Origin of the sequence: Bacillus sp. FSL R5-0397 (assembly GCF_038593395.1) — a bacterium.
Lineage (GTDB): Bacteria > Bacillota > Bacilli > Bacillales > Bacillaceae > Bacillus > Bacillus altitudinis.
Genome location: NZ_CP151992.1, coordinates 1,726,842 through 1,742,027 on the forward strand (window position 1 = coordinate 1,726,842; position 15,186 = coordinate 1,742,027).

The window sequence follows — 15,186 nt, forward strand, 5'->3', positions numbered from 1 at the left end:
GTGGGCACATGCAACAAACATCAATCATTCCAAAACCAAAAACATACGGACCTTTAAAAAATATTCCTCATATCAAAAAAGGAGAGCTTTCTCAAACCTTTTGGCGGCTGGCAGATGAATTAGGGCCGATCTTTCAGTTTGAATTTTCAAAAGCAACAAGTATTTTTGTTTCCAGCCATGAACTTGCCAAAGAAGTATTTGATGAGAGGCGTTTTGATAAATTCATTGGAAGCAGTCTCAATAAAGTGAGAACATTTTCAGGGGATGGGTTATTCACAAGTTGGACAGAAGAGCCGAATTGGAGAAAGGCTCATCACATCTTGATGCCGGCGTTTAGCCAGCAGGCCATGAAGGGCTATCATGAGATGATGCTCGATATTGCCACACAGCTTGTACAAAAATGGCAAAGAACGGGCCGTGATGAAGAAATTGAAGTAGCAGAGGATATGACAAAGCTCACTTTAGATACGATCGGGCTATGCGGTTTTGATTTTCGATTTAACAGCTTTTACAAAGAAAATCAACATCCATTTATTGAAAGCATGCTAAATGGCTTAAATGAAGCGATGGATCAAGCAAGTAGATTGCCGGTCGCAGATAAATTAATGATCAAAAGAAGAAAAGAATTTGAACAAGATGTTGATTTTATGAAGCAATTAGTAGATGACATTATTCAAGAACGGAAAAAACAAGATAAAACGGGCAATGATTTACTTTCTCTCATGCTACATGCAAAGGATCCTGAAACAGGTGAACGCCTGTCAGATGAAAATATCCGTTATCAAATCATTACCTTCTTAATAGCAGGTCATGAAACAACAAGTGGATTGTTGTCATTTGCGATATATTTTTTACTAAAAAATCCAGACAAATTAAAAAAAGCCGTACAAGAAGCAGACGACGTGCTACAAGGCGGACTGCCGACATTTAAGCAGGTTCAAAAACTAAGTTATACGCGTATGGTCTTAAATGAAGCACTTCGCCTCTGGCCGACGGCGCCTACGTTCTCTCTTTATGCGAAAGAGGATACAGTCATTGGAGGGAAATATCCGATCAAAAAAAACCAAAGTGTCAGTGTGCTACTTCCTAAAATACATCGGGATCAAGCGGTTTGGGGGGAGGATGCAGAAGAATTCAAGCCTGAACGTTTTATGCATCCTGAAAAGATTCCACAGCATGCCTATAAACCGTTCGGAAATGGCCAACGTGCATGTATTGGGATGCAATTTGCCCTTCATGAAGCCACGATGGTTCTGGCGATGGTTCTGCACAACCTTGAACTGATTGACCATACGTCGTATGAACTGGATTTAAAAGAATCCCTGACGATTAAGCCGAATGATTTTAAAATCAAAGTGCGGCCAAGAAAGCAGCAATTCTTTATGGCGCCTCCGAAAGAAGAACCAACAAAAAGCACGGCATCTGCTGAAGTGAAAATAGCGAGTCATGGAACACCGCTATTGGTCTTGTACGGATCAAATCTGGGCACAGCAAAGCAGATGGCAAACGAATTTGCTGAAGACGGAAAAGCAAAAGGGTTTGACGTGACAACGGCACCGCTTGATGATTATACTCGAAAGTTACCAGAGTCAGGCGCAATTTTAATTGTAACGGCTTCATACAACGGTCATCCGCCTGATCATGCGAAACAGTTTGTGGATTGGGTGACGCAGGATGAGGAGCAGGATCTATCAAATGTGACATTTGCAGTCTTTGGGTGTGGGGATCGAAATTGGGCGAGCACGTATCAGCGTATTCCTCGTCTGATTGATGAAGCACTTGAAAGAAAAGGGGCGAAGCGTGTAACGGATATTGGTGAAGGCGATGCGGGCGGTGATATGGATGAAGATAAAGAAACATTCCAGAAGACAGTCTTCAATGAGCTTGCAAAAGAATTCAAATTAACCTTGCAGGAGAAACGCCAAGAAAAGCCAAACCTATCCATTGCATATACGAATGAGCTAGTGGAACGTCCTGTTGCTAAAACATACGGTGCCTTTTCAGCTGTTGTATTGAAAAATCAAGAATTACAATCTGAAAAAAGTACCCGCCAAACAAGGCATATCGAACTTCAATTACCTGAAGGCAAGCACTATAAAGAAGGAGATCATATCGGAATCGTGCCAAAAAATAGTGCAACACTCGTTCAGCGAGTGACCGATCGTTTTAAGCTGGATCCAGAGCAGCACATGATACTCTCTTCGGAAAAAGAAGCAAGTCATTTACCATTAAATCAGCCGATTCAAGTCGGAGAATTGTTGGCGTCACATGTAGAGCTACAAGAGCCTGTGACACGTACTCAGCTAAGAGATCTTGCAAAATATACGGTATGCCCACCTCATCGTATTGAACTTGAACAAATGGCGGGAGACATTTATCAAGAAGCTGTATTAAAGAAGCGTGTGACCATGCTGGATTTACTAGAACAATACGAAGCATGTGAACTGCCATTTGATCATTTTTTAGCCCTTTTACCAGGATTGAAGCCTCGTTATTACTCGATCTCCAGTTCGCCAAAGGTAGATGAAAAGAGGCTTAGTATCACAGTAGCTGTTGTGAAAGGAAAATCATGGAGCGGACGCGGTGAATACGCAGGCGTCGCATCAAACTATTTATGCGGACTGCAAGAAGGAGATGAGGTGGCCTGCTTCCTTCATGAAGCTCAAGCAGGATTCGAATTGCCGCCTTCTCCTGAAATACCAATGATCATGATTGGACCAGGAACAGGTATCGCCCCGTTTAGAGGGTTCATTCAGGCAAGGGAAGCATGGCAAAATGAAGGGAAGTCGTTAGGTGAAGCCCATCTTTATTTTGGCTGCCGCCACCCGCATGAAGATGATCTGTATTATGACGAACTGCAGCTTGCACAAGAAAAAGGAGTCGTCACCATCCACCGTGCTTACTCTCGCTACGAGGAGCAAAAAGTGTATGTCCAGCACTTCATTAAAAATGATGGAGCCAAGCTCATTGAATTGCTCGACAAAGGCGCCTACCTGTATATTTGCGGGGATGGAAAGGTCATGGCACCAGATGTCGAGGCAACACTTATTGAACTGTATCAGACTGAGAAACAGTGTGCGAAAGAAACAGCTGAACAATGGCTGACATCTCTAGCCAATGACAACAGATATGTAAAAGATGTATGGAGCTGATCATGTTGAAAAGAAGACAAAGGGCTAAAATAAATCACATTTTAGCCCTTCGTCAACAATCTTGAAACCGCCAAAATGGCGGTTTTTCTTTTTTCATAGAGAGATCGCTAGAATAAATATTTGGAAGATACGAAACACCTAATTTACAAATGAAATATTTTGTAAAAAATAAGAATATTCTCTCATTTACTCCAATATGAAACAATCGTATCATTTTTGATATAGGACATAAAGGAGGAATATGATGAAAAAGGTGAAAAAATTAATCCCTTCTCTACTCGTTTTTGGTGCTTTAAGTGTGCCTAGTTTTGCCCATGCAGCATCTGATTCAGTACTTACGTCTGATTATGACATGGTGACTTCTGACGGAAAGGTGATTTCTTCAGCTGACTTCCACAACGATATGAAAACCCCCTCATCCTTTGACAAAGTGGATGATCTCTCTTCTACTATTGGCGAAAAAGTAAAACCACTCACAAAATATTTAAAAGACTTTCAAACAAAAGTAGTCATTGGAGACGATGGTAGAACAAAAGTGACGAATACAAGAGTAGCACCCTATAATTCTATTGCTTATATTACATTTGGTGGATCTAGCTGCACTGGAACACTCATTGCTCCAAACAAAATATTGACAAACGGACACTGCGTCTACAATACAGCCACAAGAAGCTATAGTGCAAAAGGGTCTGTCTACCCAGGCATGAATGACAGCACGGCCGTGAACGGCTCAGCAAACATGACCGAATTCTATGTACCAAGCGGATATATCAACACGGGGGCGAGTCAATATGATTTTGCCGTCATTAAAACAGATACGAACATTGGAAATACGGTCGGCTACCGCTCTATTCGTCAAGTGACAAATCTAACAGGTACAACGATTAAAATTTCTGGATATCCAGGTGATAAAATGAGATCGACTGGCAAAGTGTCACAATGGGAAATGTCAGGTCCAGTCACGAGAGAAGATACGAATCTCGCATACTATACGATCGATACATTTAGCGGAAACTCTGGCTCTGCGATGCTAGATCAGAACCAACAAATCGTCGGGGTCCATAATGCGGGTTATTCAAATGGAACGATCAACGGTGGACCAAAAGCGACTGCTGCCTTTGTTGAATTTATCAACTATGCGAAGGCGCAATAAAAAATAGAACAATCAGCTTGTTTCCTTTACAGGGGACAGGCTTTTTTTATCGTCAAATGCAGAAAAGTTTCTTTTTTTGTTCATCACTATTTCATATTTACAAGCTATGCTGAATGAAATAAATGAAAAAGAAAGAAGAGATATGAGTGAAAAATAAAAAAATAGATATGATATTGTTGTTGATTTTACTGATTGCAGCTTTTCTCTACACTTATCAAATTTGGCAGAATGACAGTGCCAATCAATATTATTTAGCTGCAGTCAAAAGTATGTCCAAAAGCTTCCATCACTTTTTTTATGCCTCGTTTGATGCAGCTGGATTCGTATCAATTGATAAACCACCCGTCGTTTTATGGATTCAAACCATCAGTGCACTTATTTTTGGCTTTCATACATGGAGTGTGATATTGCCTCAGGCACTTGCTGGAGTGGGGTCTGTTCTTCTTCTTTATCTCATGATAAAACCGGCTTTCGGTCAAGGTGCTGCAAGGGTGTCAGCGGCCGTTATGGCTCTCACGCCAATTGCCGCAGCTGTGAGCAGAACAAACAATATCGACAGTATGCTTGTCTTCACATTACTTGCGGGTACGTATTTCTTGATGCGTGCTGTAAAAAGCGGAAAGATGCGCTGGCTTCTTATGGCCTTCGCTTTGGTAGCGGTAGGATTTAATATGAAGATGCTGCAAGCGTTTATGGTCGTTCCAGCATTTATTTTCTACTATTTCATTGCTGCTCGCGTACCGTTAAAAAAGAAAATTTTCTCTCTTTTATGCTCAATCGTCGTATTAGTCTGCTTATCTCTATCGTGGGCAGTTGCTGTAGATATGACAGCTGAAAGTGAGCGTCCTTATGTGGGAAGCAGCCAAACAAATTCAGTGTTAGAACTTGCCTTTGGGTATAACGGCACGGAACGGCTGCTTGGTCAGACGACAGGGAAATCCTTTGGTGACATGAACCAGCAAGCAGGTATGATGATGCCAGACAATTCTGGATTAGGAAATTCGTCAGAGGATCAGTCAAACAGAAATCAGCCGCCTCCATCCCAAAATCAAATGATGCCACCTCAACATGGTTCAGGTAGTGGTTCTCCGCCTGGAAGTGCTGTAGGTCAACAAAGTATGAATATGTATGGCACTGGGAATCCCGGTATATTTCGTTTATTTCAATCTGCATTGTCAGGTCAAATCAGCTGGATGCTGCCGTTTGCTTTGTTTGGGCTTTTAGGGATGATCATCAGCTGGTGGAAGGAGAGAAAAGCTCAATTAAATGAATGGAAACAAATGATGTTTTGGACAGCATGGTTGATTCCTGCTGCCGGATTCTTTAGTATTGCGGGTTTCTTTCACCATTACTATCTCATTATGCTTGCCCCGCCTATTGCAGCACTATGCGGCATAGGAGCTAAGAAGATGGGAGAGTTATTTAAGGCAAACAAAGGAGTATCTGCGTATTTGCTTCCAGCAGCAATCGCTGTTACAGCCATCTTCCAAGGGTATATTTTGAGTAACTATACGACTCAAATCAGCAGTATTTGGATGTATGCCATTGCGATTGCGGGAACAAGTATCGCTATCCTCTTGCTGATGTACAGAGAAAAACAATTGATCATGAAACGACTGCTCATCACTGCTTTGACAACGCTGTTACTGTTTCCAGGTTTTTGGTCCGCCACCCCAATCATATATGGTGGAAATGCTGTTCTTCCAGAGGCAGGTGTACAGCTGGCTAGTTCACGAGGTGGGAACATGTTTACATCTAGTGTCGATCAAGGCTTACTCACTTATTTAAAGGCTCATCAAACAGGTGAAACGTATTTATTTGCAACGCTTACGACTGTTACCGCAGCGCCATATATCATTGATGAAGATGAGAATGTCATGGCTTTAGGCGGTTTTAATGGGACAGATCCTATTTTGACTGTCAACAAATTAAAAGCACTTATTCAACAAGGAAAGGTGAAATACTTTTTATTACCAGACAATCAGTCATCAGCTAACAGCAAATTGGTTAGCTGGATTAAATCACATGGTACAGTCATCTCATCTGAAGAATATAAACGATCCACATCAGCTGAAGAGGGGATGCCATCCGAGATGTCTTCACAAAACGAAACATTATATAGAGTAGATGAAATATCTTAAGTAGAACAAGGCGAATGATGAAGAGATCATTCGTTTTTTCTTATGGATCAGTATCCAGGAAGATTCAGCTCATGTTTTTCACATGTCATCACTCAGCCACTCATACATTAAAAATGACTCATTCCCTTCAAGTCAACATCATTTCATCAAAAGTATGAGGAGGTCACGAGCTTTTGAAGATGAGAAAAGGCTGGATCGCTGCTGTCGTTCTTTGTTTTGTCATTTGGATGGGTGCGTTATTAGGTGGTTTTGGAGAGGATCGTTCCGCAAAAGGAGCAGATCGTTATGATCATGTGATTCAATTTCCTAAGGAACGGTATCCTGAAACAGGCAGTCATATTCAAGAAGCTATTCGAAAAGGGCACTCAGACGTGTGTACCATTGACCGAAATGGGGCAGATGCCCGCAGGCAAGAATCATTAAAAGGAATTCCCACAAAACCTGGTTTTGACCGGGATGAATGGCCGATGGCGGTGTGTCTTGAAGGAGGAAAGGGGGCAAGCGTTCAATATGTCAGTCCATCAGATAATAGAGGCGCTGGTTCATGGGTCGGGCATCAAATCAGCGAGTATCCTGACGGGAAACGAATTTTATTTATTGTTAAATAAACATAGACAAGAGGCTCCTTGAGAGGGGCTCTTTTTGTTCAACAGGAGCGTATTCGAGCTAGCAGGTACAAAAGATTCAGTGGTACAATCAATCCATCAGGTACAAAGACTGACAAGTAGAAAATGTGAAAGGACATATGCTTATGGAAAAGAACCGTGCATTATACGATTTTTTCATGCAACATGCAGAGAAACTGACTGAAACGTGGTATGAATCAATTGAGGATGATGATCCAGAATCCATTTATCGTTCAACAGATTCCAGCATCATAGCAGAGCTAAAACGGCAAAATCAAGATTATTATCAGCATTTTATCCGCGCACTTATTGAAGACAAGACGTATTTACATACGAAATTTAAAAAATGGTCTGAAGACTTAGCAAGTGATCCGAAGCACTTGAACACGCCATTAGATTACGTCGTGAGAGAATATATGTCCAATCAAAGAGTGGTTCTTCATTACTTAAAAGAGTTTATAAAACAGCATCAAGGTGATATTGACATTGATCGAATATTTTATTGGTATGATTTGATATCTGAGGCATTTAACATTTCAATTCATGTCTTTATTCAGCAATATGTGAAAAATACCACCAAAAAACTCGTTGCACAAAGAGACATGATTTATGAGCTGAGTTCCCCAGTCATTGTGTTAAAAAGTCATGTTGCCTTATTGCCTTTAGTTGGAGATATTGACACTGCGCGAGCAAAGATTATCTTAGAAAATACATTAAAACAGTGTTCGCAAAAAGGTGTTCAACATTTATGTATTGATTTATCAGGTGTCGTCATCATTGATACGATGGTAGCACATCAAATCTTTGATCTTGTCACGTCACTTCGGTTAATTGGGGTTGATACGACCATTTCAGGGATTAGACCAGAAATTGCTCAAACGGCTGTACAGCTTGGACTTCCTTTTAATGAATTTCAAACGGCTTCATCACTTGCTCACGCTTTAGATCGTATGACTGAATTTTCATCCATATAAAAACCAGGCCTAGTAAACGGCCTGGTTTTTATTTAGATCACAGCGTCAATTTTTGTTACTTTCCACTCGTTTTGTACTTTCTCGAAAGTGACAGTACGTTTTACTTTGCGTCCATCAAGTGTTGGAACTGTGAATTCGTATGTGCGGATTGTACTTTTCTTAGAGACGAGTTTAGGTGTTGCCTTATCCCAATTAAGCATATTGTCTCCGTCACCAACTGGCACAGCCATTTTTCCTTTATGAACGATGAACTGATAGTCTTTTAAACCGTGAGTAATGGCATCTTTTGTGAAAACTTGAGATAGATAGCTGTTTAGTTTTTTCTTTGTGTCAAATGTTTTAGACAGGTAGTTGTAAGTCATATCTTTATAAGTAAATGATTTTAATTTGTAATCTGAATGCTCTTTAATGTTGTAGCCTGACATCGCACTCCAAAAGTGTTCTCTTGCATCAAGGGCAATATGTAACGCTTCTTTATTTGTCAAAGCGGCTGATTTTTTGGAAGCGGCCAGTGTTGTTGTTTGTAATGAGATCATAAGCATAATAGCGGTTAATAAAACAAATAATTTTTTCAAGGCGATTGCCTCCTTTTCTCAATGAAAACTTCTTATGTTACAAATGTTACAATAGTTACAGAGATATTACAAGTATTAAATCTAAATGTTTTTTATTTCTTTTCTTTCTATCTATATAACGTTTGAGGGAGACAAAAAGTTTTCATTTTTTTATTTTTTTCTTCCTCATTAGTATTTAACCGTTCTAAAGAAGAATAAAACGTCTTTTGGAAAGATTTCTATTTGTCTCCTCAACACTCTTTTTTTATGTATGACATATACTGTCGTGATGAATGTCTAAGAAAGTGGTGTTTAGTATGTATAATCCATATGAAGGTACGTGGAATGGGTACTTGTACGATCGGCAGGTACAAAGCATGCCGGCGTTTCCTATTTCTCAAGTTGGAGGATTTCCCGGATTGCCATTCGGAGGGACTGGGCAAGGTGCAGGAGGACAATCGGTCCCGCCAGCCCCGCCGCAGCATATCATCTCGCAATATCAACAAGCAGTCTCTCAGCCTCAAAGTATGCAGCCGCTCATTGCGGGGCAGAGTGTAGGCGGAAGCCAGCAAACAGTTCAATTTGCAGCTGGATGTAATAGAAGGTGGACCATTGTGTTCCTTAGAAACGGTCAAGTATTTCTCATGTATGTTCTTTCCTCGCAGCCTTTTGGCCGTACAACGGGTTTCATATGGCCGAACTTTACATTTGGCTCGTTCCCAAGCTCTAGTATTCTTGCATATTCTTGTTCATAAAAGAAAAAGCCGGCTCTCATCAGCAATTGATGAAATACCGGCTTTTTTTAATGAATATTTCTAAATACGCCAATCACTTTACCTAGTATACTCACATTCTGTAAAATAATCGGTTCCATTGATGGATTCTCGGGCTGTAATCTAAAGTGTGTATCTTCCTTATAAAAACGTTTCACTGTTGCTTCATCTTCTTCTGTCATAGCCACCACAATATCTCCATTGTTGGCAGTGCTTTGCTGACGCACAATGACGTAGTCTTTGTCCAAAATACCTGCATCAATCATACTTTCTCCCATAATTTCAAGCATAAATACTTGTTCATCTGGCGCTGCAAAAGTTTCTGGAAGTGGGAAATATTCTTCTACATTCTCAACAGCCGTGATAGGCAAGCCTGCTGTGACTTTTCCGATGACTGGAACATTCATTACAGCGCTCTTTGGAATATTCATTTCCTCTTCATCTAGTACTTCGATCGCTCTAGGTTTCGTTGGATCTCTTCTAATTAAACCTTTCGTTTCTAGTCTAGCTAAATGTCCATGGACAGTTGAACTTGATGCTAGACCGACAGCTTCGCCAATTTCACGAACGGATGGGGGATAACCCTTGCTTTTTACTTCTTCTTTTATGAATTTCAGGATATCGAGTTGTCTTTTTGATAGCTTCGTCATCTTTTGCACCTCAAAACGTCAATTTTAAAGAAATTATAGCATGTTTTTCCTAACAGTACAAACATAGGTTCGAAAAAAACGTTTGACAGAAACGTTTGTTCGTATTTATAATGAGTGTCAGAAAGAACGAACACACATTCTATTAGGAGAGATGACATTATGAGGTTAAAGGAATCTATTATTTTTATTGGGCTATTCTCATTCATCGTTGGCATATTTCTCTCACTTATTGCAGTCACTAGCCATAATGATCCAAATCAATATGTTAAAATAGAGGTTCAATCAGGTGATACTCTTTGGGGATTAGCTGATCAAGTAAACGACAGTAAATCAATCGATAAAAATGCTTTTATTGACTGGGTAACTGAACACAATGATCTCGCTTCAACTGACATCCAGCCGGGAGATATCCTTGTGATTCCAGTTAAAAAAGAGCATCCAGTCGTATATCAACTTGCAACAGTACAGTAGAAAGGTCGATTGAAGACATGAATGCAATCATTTATGCGAGAGTAAGTACTGCCAAAGAAGAGCAAGAAACCTCGCTTAAAAGACAAGAAGAAGAACTGCTTGCTTTAGCTGCAGCGCACAAGATGAATGTAGTCAAAGTGATTAAAGAAAAAGCGAGTGGATACGATCTTGATCGTGACGGTGTTTTTGACATGCTGGCTGCGCTGAAAGAGGAAGAAATCGATGCTGTTCTCATTCAAGATGAGACACGCCTTGGAAGAGGGCAGGCGAAAATCGCTCTTCTTCATTGTCTGTTTAAAGAAAAAGTCAAGGTGTACAGCGTATTTCATAGAGGAGAGCTTGAGCTTTCAGAAGCAGACGAGATGGTCATTGAAATTGTAGGCGTTGTAGAAGAGTATCAGCGTAAAATTCATAATTTGAAAATTAAGCGTGGGATGAAAAAAGCTGTTGAGCGAGGGTATCAACCCGAACTAAATTTAAAACACCAAGAACAGGCGCCTGGCCGCGAACGTATTGAAGTACCGATTTCTGAAATTGTTCGATTAAGAAAAAACAACATGACATTCGCTGAAATTGCAGCGACATTGCAGGCACTTGGTTTTGACATTTCAAAAGCAACCGTCCATAGAAGGTACCAAGAATATGAAAAAGGGCTTGCAACTTAAAGCGTGATTTGTTGTAAAAATGACTGATATTTAGTAGTATGTAGAGAAAATGTTTTAAAGGAGTTTGTCATGATTTCTAAAGAACAGCTTGCAAGAATCAATGAGCTTTCAAAAAAGTCGAAAGAGACCGGTTTGTCGGACGCTGAGAAAACAGAACAGAAGCAATTAAGAGAGGAATATTTAAAGGCTTTTCGTTCTTCTATGAAAAATACACTCAAAACCGTGAAAATCGTCGATCCAGAAGGAAACGATGTCACACCAGAAAAATTAAAAAGAGAAAGAGACCAGAATCTTCATTAAAGGTCATCATTTCTTTATTTTTGAAAAGATGGGAGAAATATTCTCATCTTTTTTCATATTTGCATAAGTTTTTAGGTGATCGATAAACTAAATGTGACAAAATCCTTCTTTTTCGGCGTGAAATAGTTGTGAAAAAAGGACAGTAGATTTATGATAATGGTGTACACAAGATACGGAAGGGGATTTATATGGAAACGATTGAATTGAAATCTATTGCAACAATACGTACTCTCTCCATAGACGCAATTGAAAAAGCGAATTCCGGTCACCCTGGAATGCCGATGGGCGCTGCACCAATGGCATACGCTTTATGGACGAATCACTTAAACGTAAGTCCGCAAAATCCAAATTGGTTTAACAGAGACCGTTTTGTGTTATCTGCGGGACATGGCTCTATGCTTTTATATAGCATGCTTCATTTAAGCGGATACAATCTGAGCATCGAAGATTTAAAACAATTCCGCCAATGGGGAAGCAAAACACCTGGACATCCTGAGTTTGGACATACAGAAGGCGTAGATGCGACAACAGGTCCTTTAGGACAAGGGATTGCGATGGCTGTTGGAATGGCACTTGCAGAAAGACATCTTGCAGAAACGTATAACAAAGATAACTTTAATGTTGTGGATCACTATACATACAGCATTTGCGGAGATGGAGACTTAATGGAGGGCATTTCCTCTGAAGCTGCTTCACTTGCTGGTCATTTAGGCTTAGGCCGTTTAATTGTTCTTTATGATTCAAATGACATTTCTTTAGATGGCGACCTCGATCGTTCTTTCTCTGAAAATGTGAAGAATCGTTTTGAAGCGATGAATTGGGAAGTTCTTTATGTAAAAGACGGCAATAACATTGACGAAGTGACGGCTGCCATTGAAAAAGCCAAACAAAGTACAGACAAACCTACACTTATTGAAGTGAAGACGACAATCGGTTTCGGATCTCCAAACCGTGCGGGAACGTCTGGGGTGCATGGTGCACCGCTTGGCAGTGAGGAAGCGAAGCTAACGAAGGAAGCTTATTCTTGGACGTTTGAAGAAGATTTCCATGTACCTTCTGAAGTGTACGATCATTTCAAAACAGCTGTAAAAGACGCTGGACAGAAAAAAGAAGCAGCGTGGAATGAACTGTTTGAGCAATATGAAAAAGAATATCCAGAACTAGCAGCTCAGCTGAAGCTTGCGATTGAAGGAAAACTTCCTGAGAATTGGGATCAAGAGGTTCCTGTTTATGAAGCAGGTTCAAGCCTTGCCTCTCGTGCTTCTTCTGGAGAAGTATTAAATGGCATTGCAAAACAAGTACCATTCTTTATTGGCGGGTCTGCTGACCTTGCTGGATCAAATAAAACAACAATCAAAGATACAACTGACTTTGGCAGAGAGAATTACGCTGGCAGAAACATTTGGTTTGGTGTGAGAGAATTCGCAATGGGTGCAGCATTAAACGGTATGGCACTTCACGGCGGACTTCGAGTATTCGGGGGAACATTCTTTGTTTTCTCTGACTACTTAAGACCTGCCATCCGTCTTGCTGCATTGATGGGACTTCCTGTCACTTATGTATTTACGCATGACAGCATTGCGGTTGGGGAAGATGGACCAACGCATGAGCCAGTTGAACAGCTCGCTTCATTACGTGCGATGCCTAACCTTTCTGTGATTCGTCCAGCTGATGGAAACGAAACAGCTGCAGCATGGAAAATTGCTGTATCTTCAACGAATAAACCGACAGCGCTTGTTCTTACTCGTCAAAACCTTCCAACGATTGATCAAGCACCAGAGAAGGCGTATGAAGGCGTAGAAAAAGGTGGATATGTCGTCGTTGAAGCAGCTGATGCACAGCCAGAAGCTCTTCTACTTGCTTCAGGATCTGAAGTAGGTTTAGCCATTGAAGCGCAAAAAGCACTTGAAAAAGAAGGCATTCGCGTTTCTGTCGTGAGCTTACCTGCATGGGATCGCTTTGATGAGCAGTCAGACGAATACAAAGAGTCCGTTCTTCCTAAAGCAGTGAGAGCACGTGTTGCAATCGAAATGGGTGCTTCACTTGGCTGGGAACGTTACACTGGCCTTGATGGCGATGTGATTGCGATTGATAAATTTGGCGCTTCTGCACCAGGCGAAACCATTATTGAAAAATACGGTTTCACTGTCAGCAACGTGGTGAGCCGCGTAAAAGCAAAGCTGAATAAATAATCAGTCTCCAAGCATCATGCTTTTTTGCAGTCGGTTTGCAGAGCTTTTCACTATGCTCTGCAAACTTTTTTCTTTTTTCTTGTTTTTTTGACAAAACTAGTTTCTTCTTGCTTCATATATAGACAATTCTTTCTTTCACATTTTTGTATAATACAAGCAATAAGCGAGATTGACGAAATGTGAAAGGAAGGGATAGACATGGAACGCCATTATTATATTTATTGGATTGAGGATGAGTTTGCTCATCATTATTTTGGTAGAGAATCTATTTTGTTTCATTTGTTTGAATCGTTACACTGGACGAACCGCAGTGATGACGAATTAGTCATGCTTGTTAAGCAAGTGGATTATGTAACGAAACGAATCCCTGCTTTTCATATGCACCAGCGTTTAATGAACAATTTAACCAATATTCACTATACACAAATAGGCTCAATATACAGTGCATCGCTACCAGATGGAAAAGGCACAGCCGCATTCATTATAAAAGACCGTTACATTCAAATGTCTGCCACAGGCAGTTATGAGGCAGAAGCGGTGTTTTTTGAAGTACTCAGAAAAATTAGTCCTTGTTTCCTGGCTATGGACTTTGGATCAAAGAAGCACGGGTGGCTCAATCCGGTAAAAGTGAGGAATTTTGTTTAAAAAAATAAAATTGAACGTGAAATGTTGTATAATAGCCTTTTGTTTAGTACACTTTATACGAGACAACATGAAGGAGGAAGAATTATGGATTTATGGGTTGTCATCCTTGTAGGCGTTGTTGCACTGCTTGCAGGAGTTGCACTCGGATTCTTTATTGCTCGTAAGTATATGATGAGCTACTTAAAAAAGAATCCACCAATTAATGAACAAATGCTTCGAATGATGATGATGCAAATGGGCATGAAACCGTCCCAAAAGAAAATCAATCAAATGATGAAAGCCATGAACAACCAAGCGAAATAATACGTACGTTATTATGATCATAGATGGAACATGGTCCCTAAAGATTGGACAAGCGATGTCCTTTCTTTATTGAAGTCACCTTCATCAGACGCATAAAACCACTGTACTTGCATGAATAAAGCAGGGAAAGTGGTTTTTATTTTGCCGTGAACCGTCCGTTAAAGACAAAACAAAAAACCCCTTGTGAGCAGAGGTTTTTGTTTCTTTTATTGTCACACATATCAACTTTTCTAAAATCGTGCGGCATTTGTTTCTATCTTGAGATATCATTAGTTGGCTGAGTTTGAGTGTAAGTGTCGTTGATATTGTAAGAGGAGATGATCTAGCTGCTGGCTATGTTCGATGGTCACTGTTGATGTCATCCCATTATGCAAGACAACTTTCATCAACTCTTCTCTTTTTTCTTCAATTTGAGTTAATAATGATGTTTTTACCAAAGTCATGTTCCTTTCATGCAAATCTTGATAAAAAGAATCGGTTCTATTATATCCATTTTAAGGTTTATTTTCAAATTTAAAGGGTTTGGTATCTTGATGTCAAATTAAATTATATAAGGTTTTAAGAGATTAGACCATCTTTATTGAGAT

The 15,186-nt window shown here is 40.2% G+C and carries 15 protein-coding genes; 12 read left to right on the forward strand and 3 right to left on the reverse strand.

From position 1 onward, the window contains the following. Positions 1-8 precede the first annotated feature (8 nt). The 5 genes from NSQ70_RS08700 (at position 9) to NSQ70_RS08720 (ending at position 8,046) form a co-directional block, all read left to right on the forward strand. Positions 9-3,152, forward strand: coding sequence for a bifunctional cytochrome P450/NADPH--P450 reductase (locus tag NSQ70_RS08700; RefSeq protein WP_342502560.1), 3,144 nt, complete (start codon positions 9-11; stop codon positions 3,150-3,152). Positions 3,153-3,396: 244 nt separating this feature from the next. After that, the gene (locus NSQ70_RS08705) at positions 3,397-4,305 is read left to right on the forward strand and encodes a trypsin-like serine protease (RefSeq protein ID WP_008343827.1); all 909 of its coding nucleotides are present in this window, start codon (positions 3,397-3,399) and stop codon (positions 4,303-4,305) included. 146 nt (positions 4,306-4,451) lie between these two features. Beyond that, positions 4,452-6,446 carry a glycosyltransferase family 39 protein gene (locus NSQ70_RS08710; protein ID WP_335364304.1) on the forward strand — a complete coding sequence of 665 codons (1,995 nt, stop codon included), beginning with the start codon at positions 4,452-4,454 and terminating at the stop codon, positions 6,444-6,446. A 227-nt stretch (positions 6,447-6,673) separates the two neighbouring features. Further along, a complete protein-coding gene (locus NSQ70_RS08715; protein WP_224564554.1) occupies positions 6,674-7,054 on the forward strand; it encodes a NucA/NucB deoxyribonuclease domain-containing protein in 381 nt (126 codons plus the stop codon). Between the two features lie 143 nt (positions 7,055-7,197). Next, positions 7,198-8,046: an STAS domain-containing protein gene (locus NSQ70_RS08720; RefSeq protein WP_017359585.1), complete on the forward strand. Its 849-nt coding sequence runs from the start codon at positions 7,198-7,200 to the stop codon at positions 8,044-8,046. Positions 8,047-8,078: 32 nt separating this feature from the next. Here the strand turns inward: NSQ70_RS08720 and NSQ70_RS08725 are convergent, their stop codons facing one another. After that, positions 8,079-8,621: an IseA DL-endopeptidase inhibitor family protein gene (locus tag NSQ70_RS08725; protein WP_017359584.1), complete on the reverse strand. Its 543-nt coding sequence runs from the start codon at positions 8,619-8,621 to the stop codon at positions 8,079-8,081. A 296-nt stretch (positions 8,622-8,917) separates the two neighbouring features. Between NSQ70_RS08725 and NSQ70_RS08730 the strand changes: the two genes are divergently transcribed. Beyond that, positions 8,918-9,355 carry a hypothetical protein gene (locus NSQ70_RS08730; RefSeq protein ID WP_057079489.1) on the forward strand — a complete coding sequence of 146 codons (438 nt, stop codon included), beginning with the start codon at positions 8,918-8,920 and terminating at the stop codon, positions 9,353-9,355. Positions 9,356-9,402: 47 nt separating this feature from the next. Here NSQ70_RS08730 and lexA read toward each other — a convergent pair whose 3' ends face one another. Beyond that, on the reverse strand, positions 9,403-10,023 hold the full coding sequence (gene lexA, locus NSQ70_RS08735) for a transcriptional repressor LexA (RefSeq protein WP_007499350.1): 621 nt from the start codon (positions 10,021-10,023) through the stop codon (positions 9,403-9,405). A gap of 159 nt (positions 10,024-10,182) precedes the next feature. Between lexA and yneA the strand changes: the two genes are divergently transcribed. The 6 genes from yneA (at position 10,183) to NSQ70_RS08765 (ending at position 14,599) form a co-directional block, all read left to right on the forward strand. Continuing rightward, complete coding sequence (yneA, locus tag NSQ70_RS08740; RefSeq protein ID WP_007499348.1) at positions 10,183-10,494, forward strand: cell division suppressor protein YneA; 312 nt, start codon at positions 10,183-10,185, stop codon at positions 10,492-10,494. 17 nt (positions 10,495-10,511) lie between these two features. After that, positions 10,512-11,159: a recombinase family protein gene (locus tag NSQ70_RS08745; RefSeq protein WP_144665494.1), complete on the forward strand. Its 648-nt coding sequence runs from the start codon at positions 10,512-10,514 to the stop codon at positions 11,157-11,159. Positions 11,160-11,228: 69 nt separating this feature from the next. Then, complete coding sequence (locus NSQ70_RS08750) at positions 11,229-11,459, forward strand: DUF896 domain-containing protein (RefSeq protein WP_039167715.1); 231 nt, start codon at positions 11,229-11,231, stop codon at positions 11,457-11,459. 188 nt (positions 11,460-11,647) lie between these two features. Then, positions 11,648-13,651, forward strand: coding sequence for a transketolase (gene tkt / locus NSQ70_RS08755; protein ID WP_041092713.1), 2,004 nt, complete (start codon positions 11,648-11,650; stop codon positions 13,649-13,651). Between the two features lie 198 nt (positions 13,652-13,849). Then, the gene (gene sirA / locus NSQ70_RS08760) at positions 13,850-14,296 is read left to right on the forward strand and encodes a sporulation inhibitor of replication protein SirA (protein WP_007499339.1); all 447 of its coding nucleotides are present in this window, start codon (positions 13,850-13,852) and stop codon (positions 14,294-14,296) included. 84 nt (positions 14,297-14,380) lie between these two features. Then, positions 14,381-14,599, forward strand: coding sequence for a YneF family protein (locus tag NSQ70_RS08765; RefSeq protein WP_003212379.1), 219 nt, complete (start codon positions 14,381-14,383; stop codon positions 14,597-14,599). 269 nt (positions 14,600-14,868) lie between these two features. Here NSQ70_RS08765 and NSQ70_RS08770 read toward each other — a convergent pair whose 3' ends face one another. Then, positions 14,869-15,036 carry an aspartyl-phosphate phosphatase Spo0E family protein gene (locus tag NSQ70_RS08770; protein ID WP_008343814.1) on the reverse strand — a complete coding sequence of 56 codons (168 nt, stop codon included), beginning with the start codon at positions 15,034-15,036 and terminating at the stop codon, positions 14,869-14,871. Between the last annotated feature and the right edge of the window lie 150 nt (positions 15,037-15,186).

What these genes read in the sequence shown, in the direction of transcription:
- NSQ70_RS08745 (WP_144665494.1), top strand. Translation starts at nt 10,512, where the DNA reads ATGAATGCAATCATTTATGCGAGAGTAAGTACTGCCAAAGAAGAGCAA.
- lexA (WP_007499350.1), bottom strand. Translation starts at nt 10,023, where the DNA reads ATGACGAAGCTATCAAAAAGACAACTCGATATCCTGAAATTCATAAAA.
- yneA (WP_007499348.1), top strand. Translation starts at nt 10,183, where the DNA reads ATGAGGTTAAAGGAATCTATTATTTTTATTGGGCTATTCTCATTCATC.
- NSQ70_RS08750 (WP_039167715.1), top strand. Translation starts at nt 11,229, where the DNA reads ATGATTTCTAAAGAACAGCTTGCAAGAATCAATGAGCTTTCAAAAAAG.
- NSQ70_RS08720 (WP_017359585.1), top strand. Translation starts at nt 7,198, where the DNA reads ATGGAAAAGAACCGTGCATTATACGATTTTTTCATGCAACATGCAGAG.
- sirA (WP_007499339.1), top strand. Translation starts at nt 13,850, where the DNA reads ATGGAACGCCATTATTATATTTATTGGATTGAGGATGAGTTTGCTCAT.
- NSQ70_RS08730 (WP_057079489.1), top strand. Translation starts at nt 8,918, where the DNA reads ATGTATAATCCATATGAAGGTACGTGGAATGGGTACTTGTACGATCGG.
- NSQ70_RS08700 (WP_342502560.1), top strand. Translation starts at nt 9, where the DNA reads ATGCAACAAACATCAATCATTCCAAAACCAAAAACATACGGACCTTTA.
- tkt (WP_041092713.1), top strand. Translation starts at nt 11,648, where the DNA reads ATGGAAACGATTGAATTGAAATCTATTGCAACAATACGTACTCTCTCC.
- NSQ70_RS08705 (WP_008343827.1), top strand. Translation starts at nt 3,397, where the DNA reads ATGAAAAAGGTGAAAAAATTAATCCCTTCTCTACTCGTTTTTGGTGCT.
- NSQ70_RS08715 (WP_224564554.1), top strand. Translation starts at nt 6,674, where the DNA reads ATGGGTGCGTTATTAGGTGGTTTTGGAGAGGATCGTTCCGCAAAAGGA.
- NSQ70_RS08765 (WP_003212379.1), top strand. Translation starts at nt 14,381, where the DNA reads ATGGATTTATGGGTTGTCATCCTTGTAGGCGTTGTTGCACTGCTTGCA.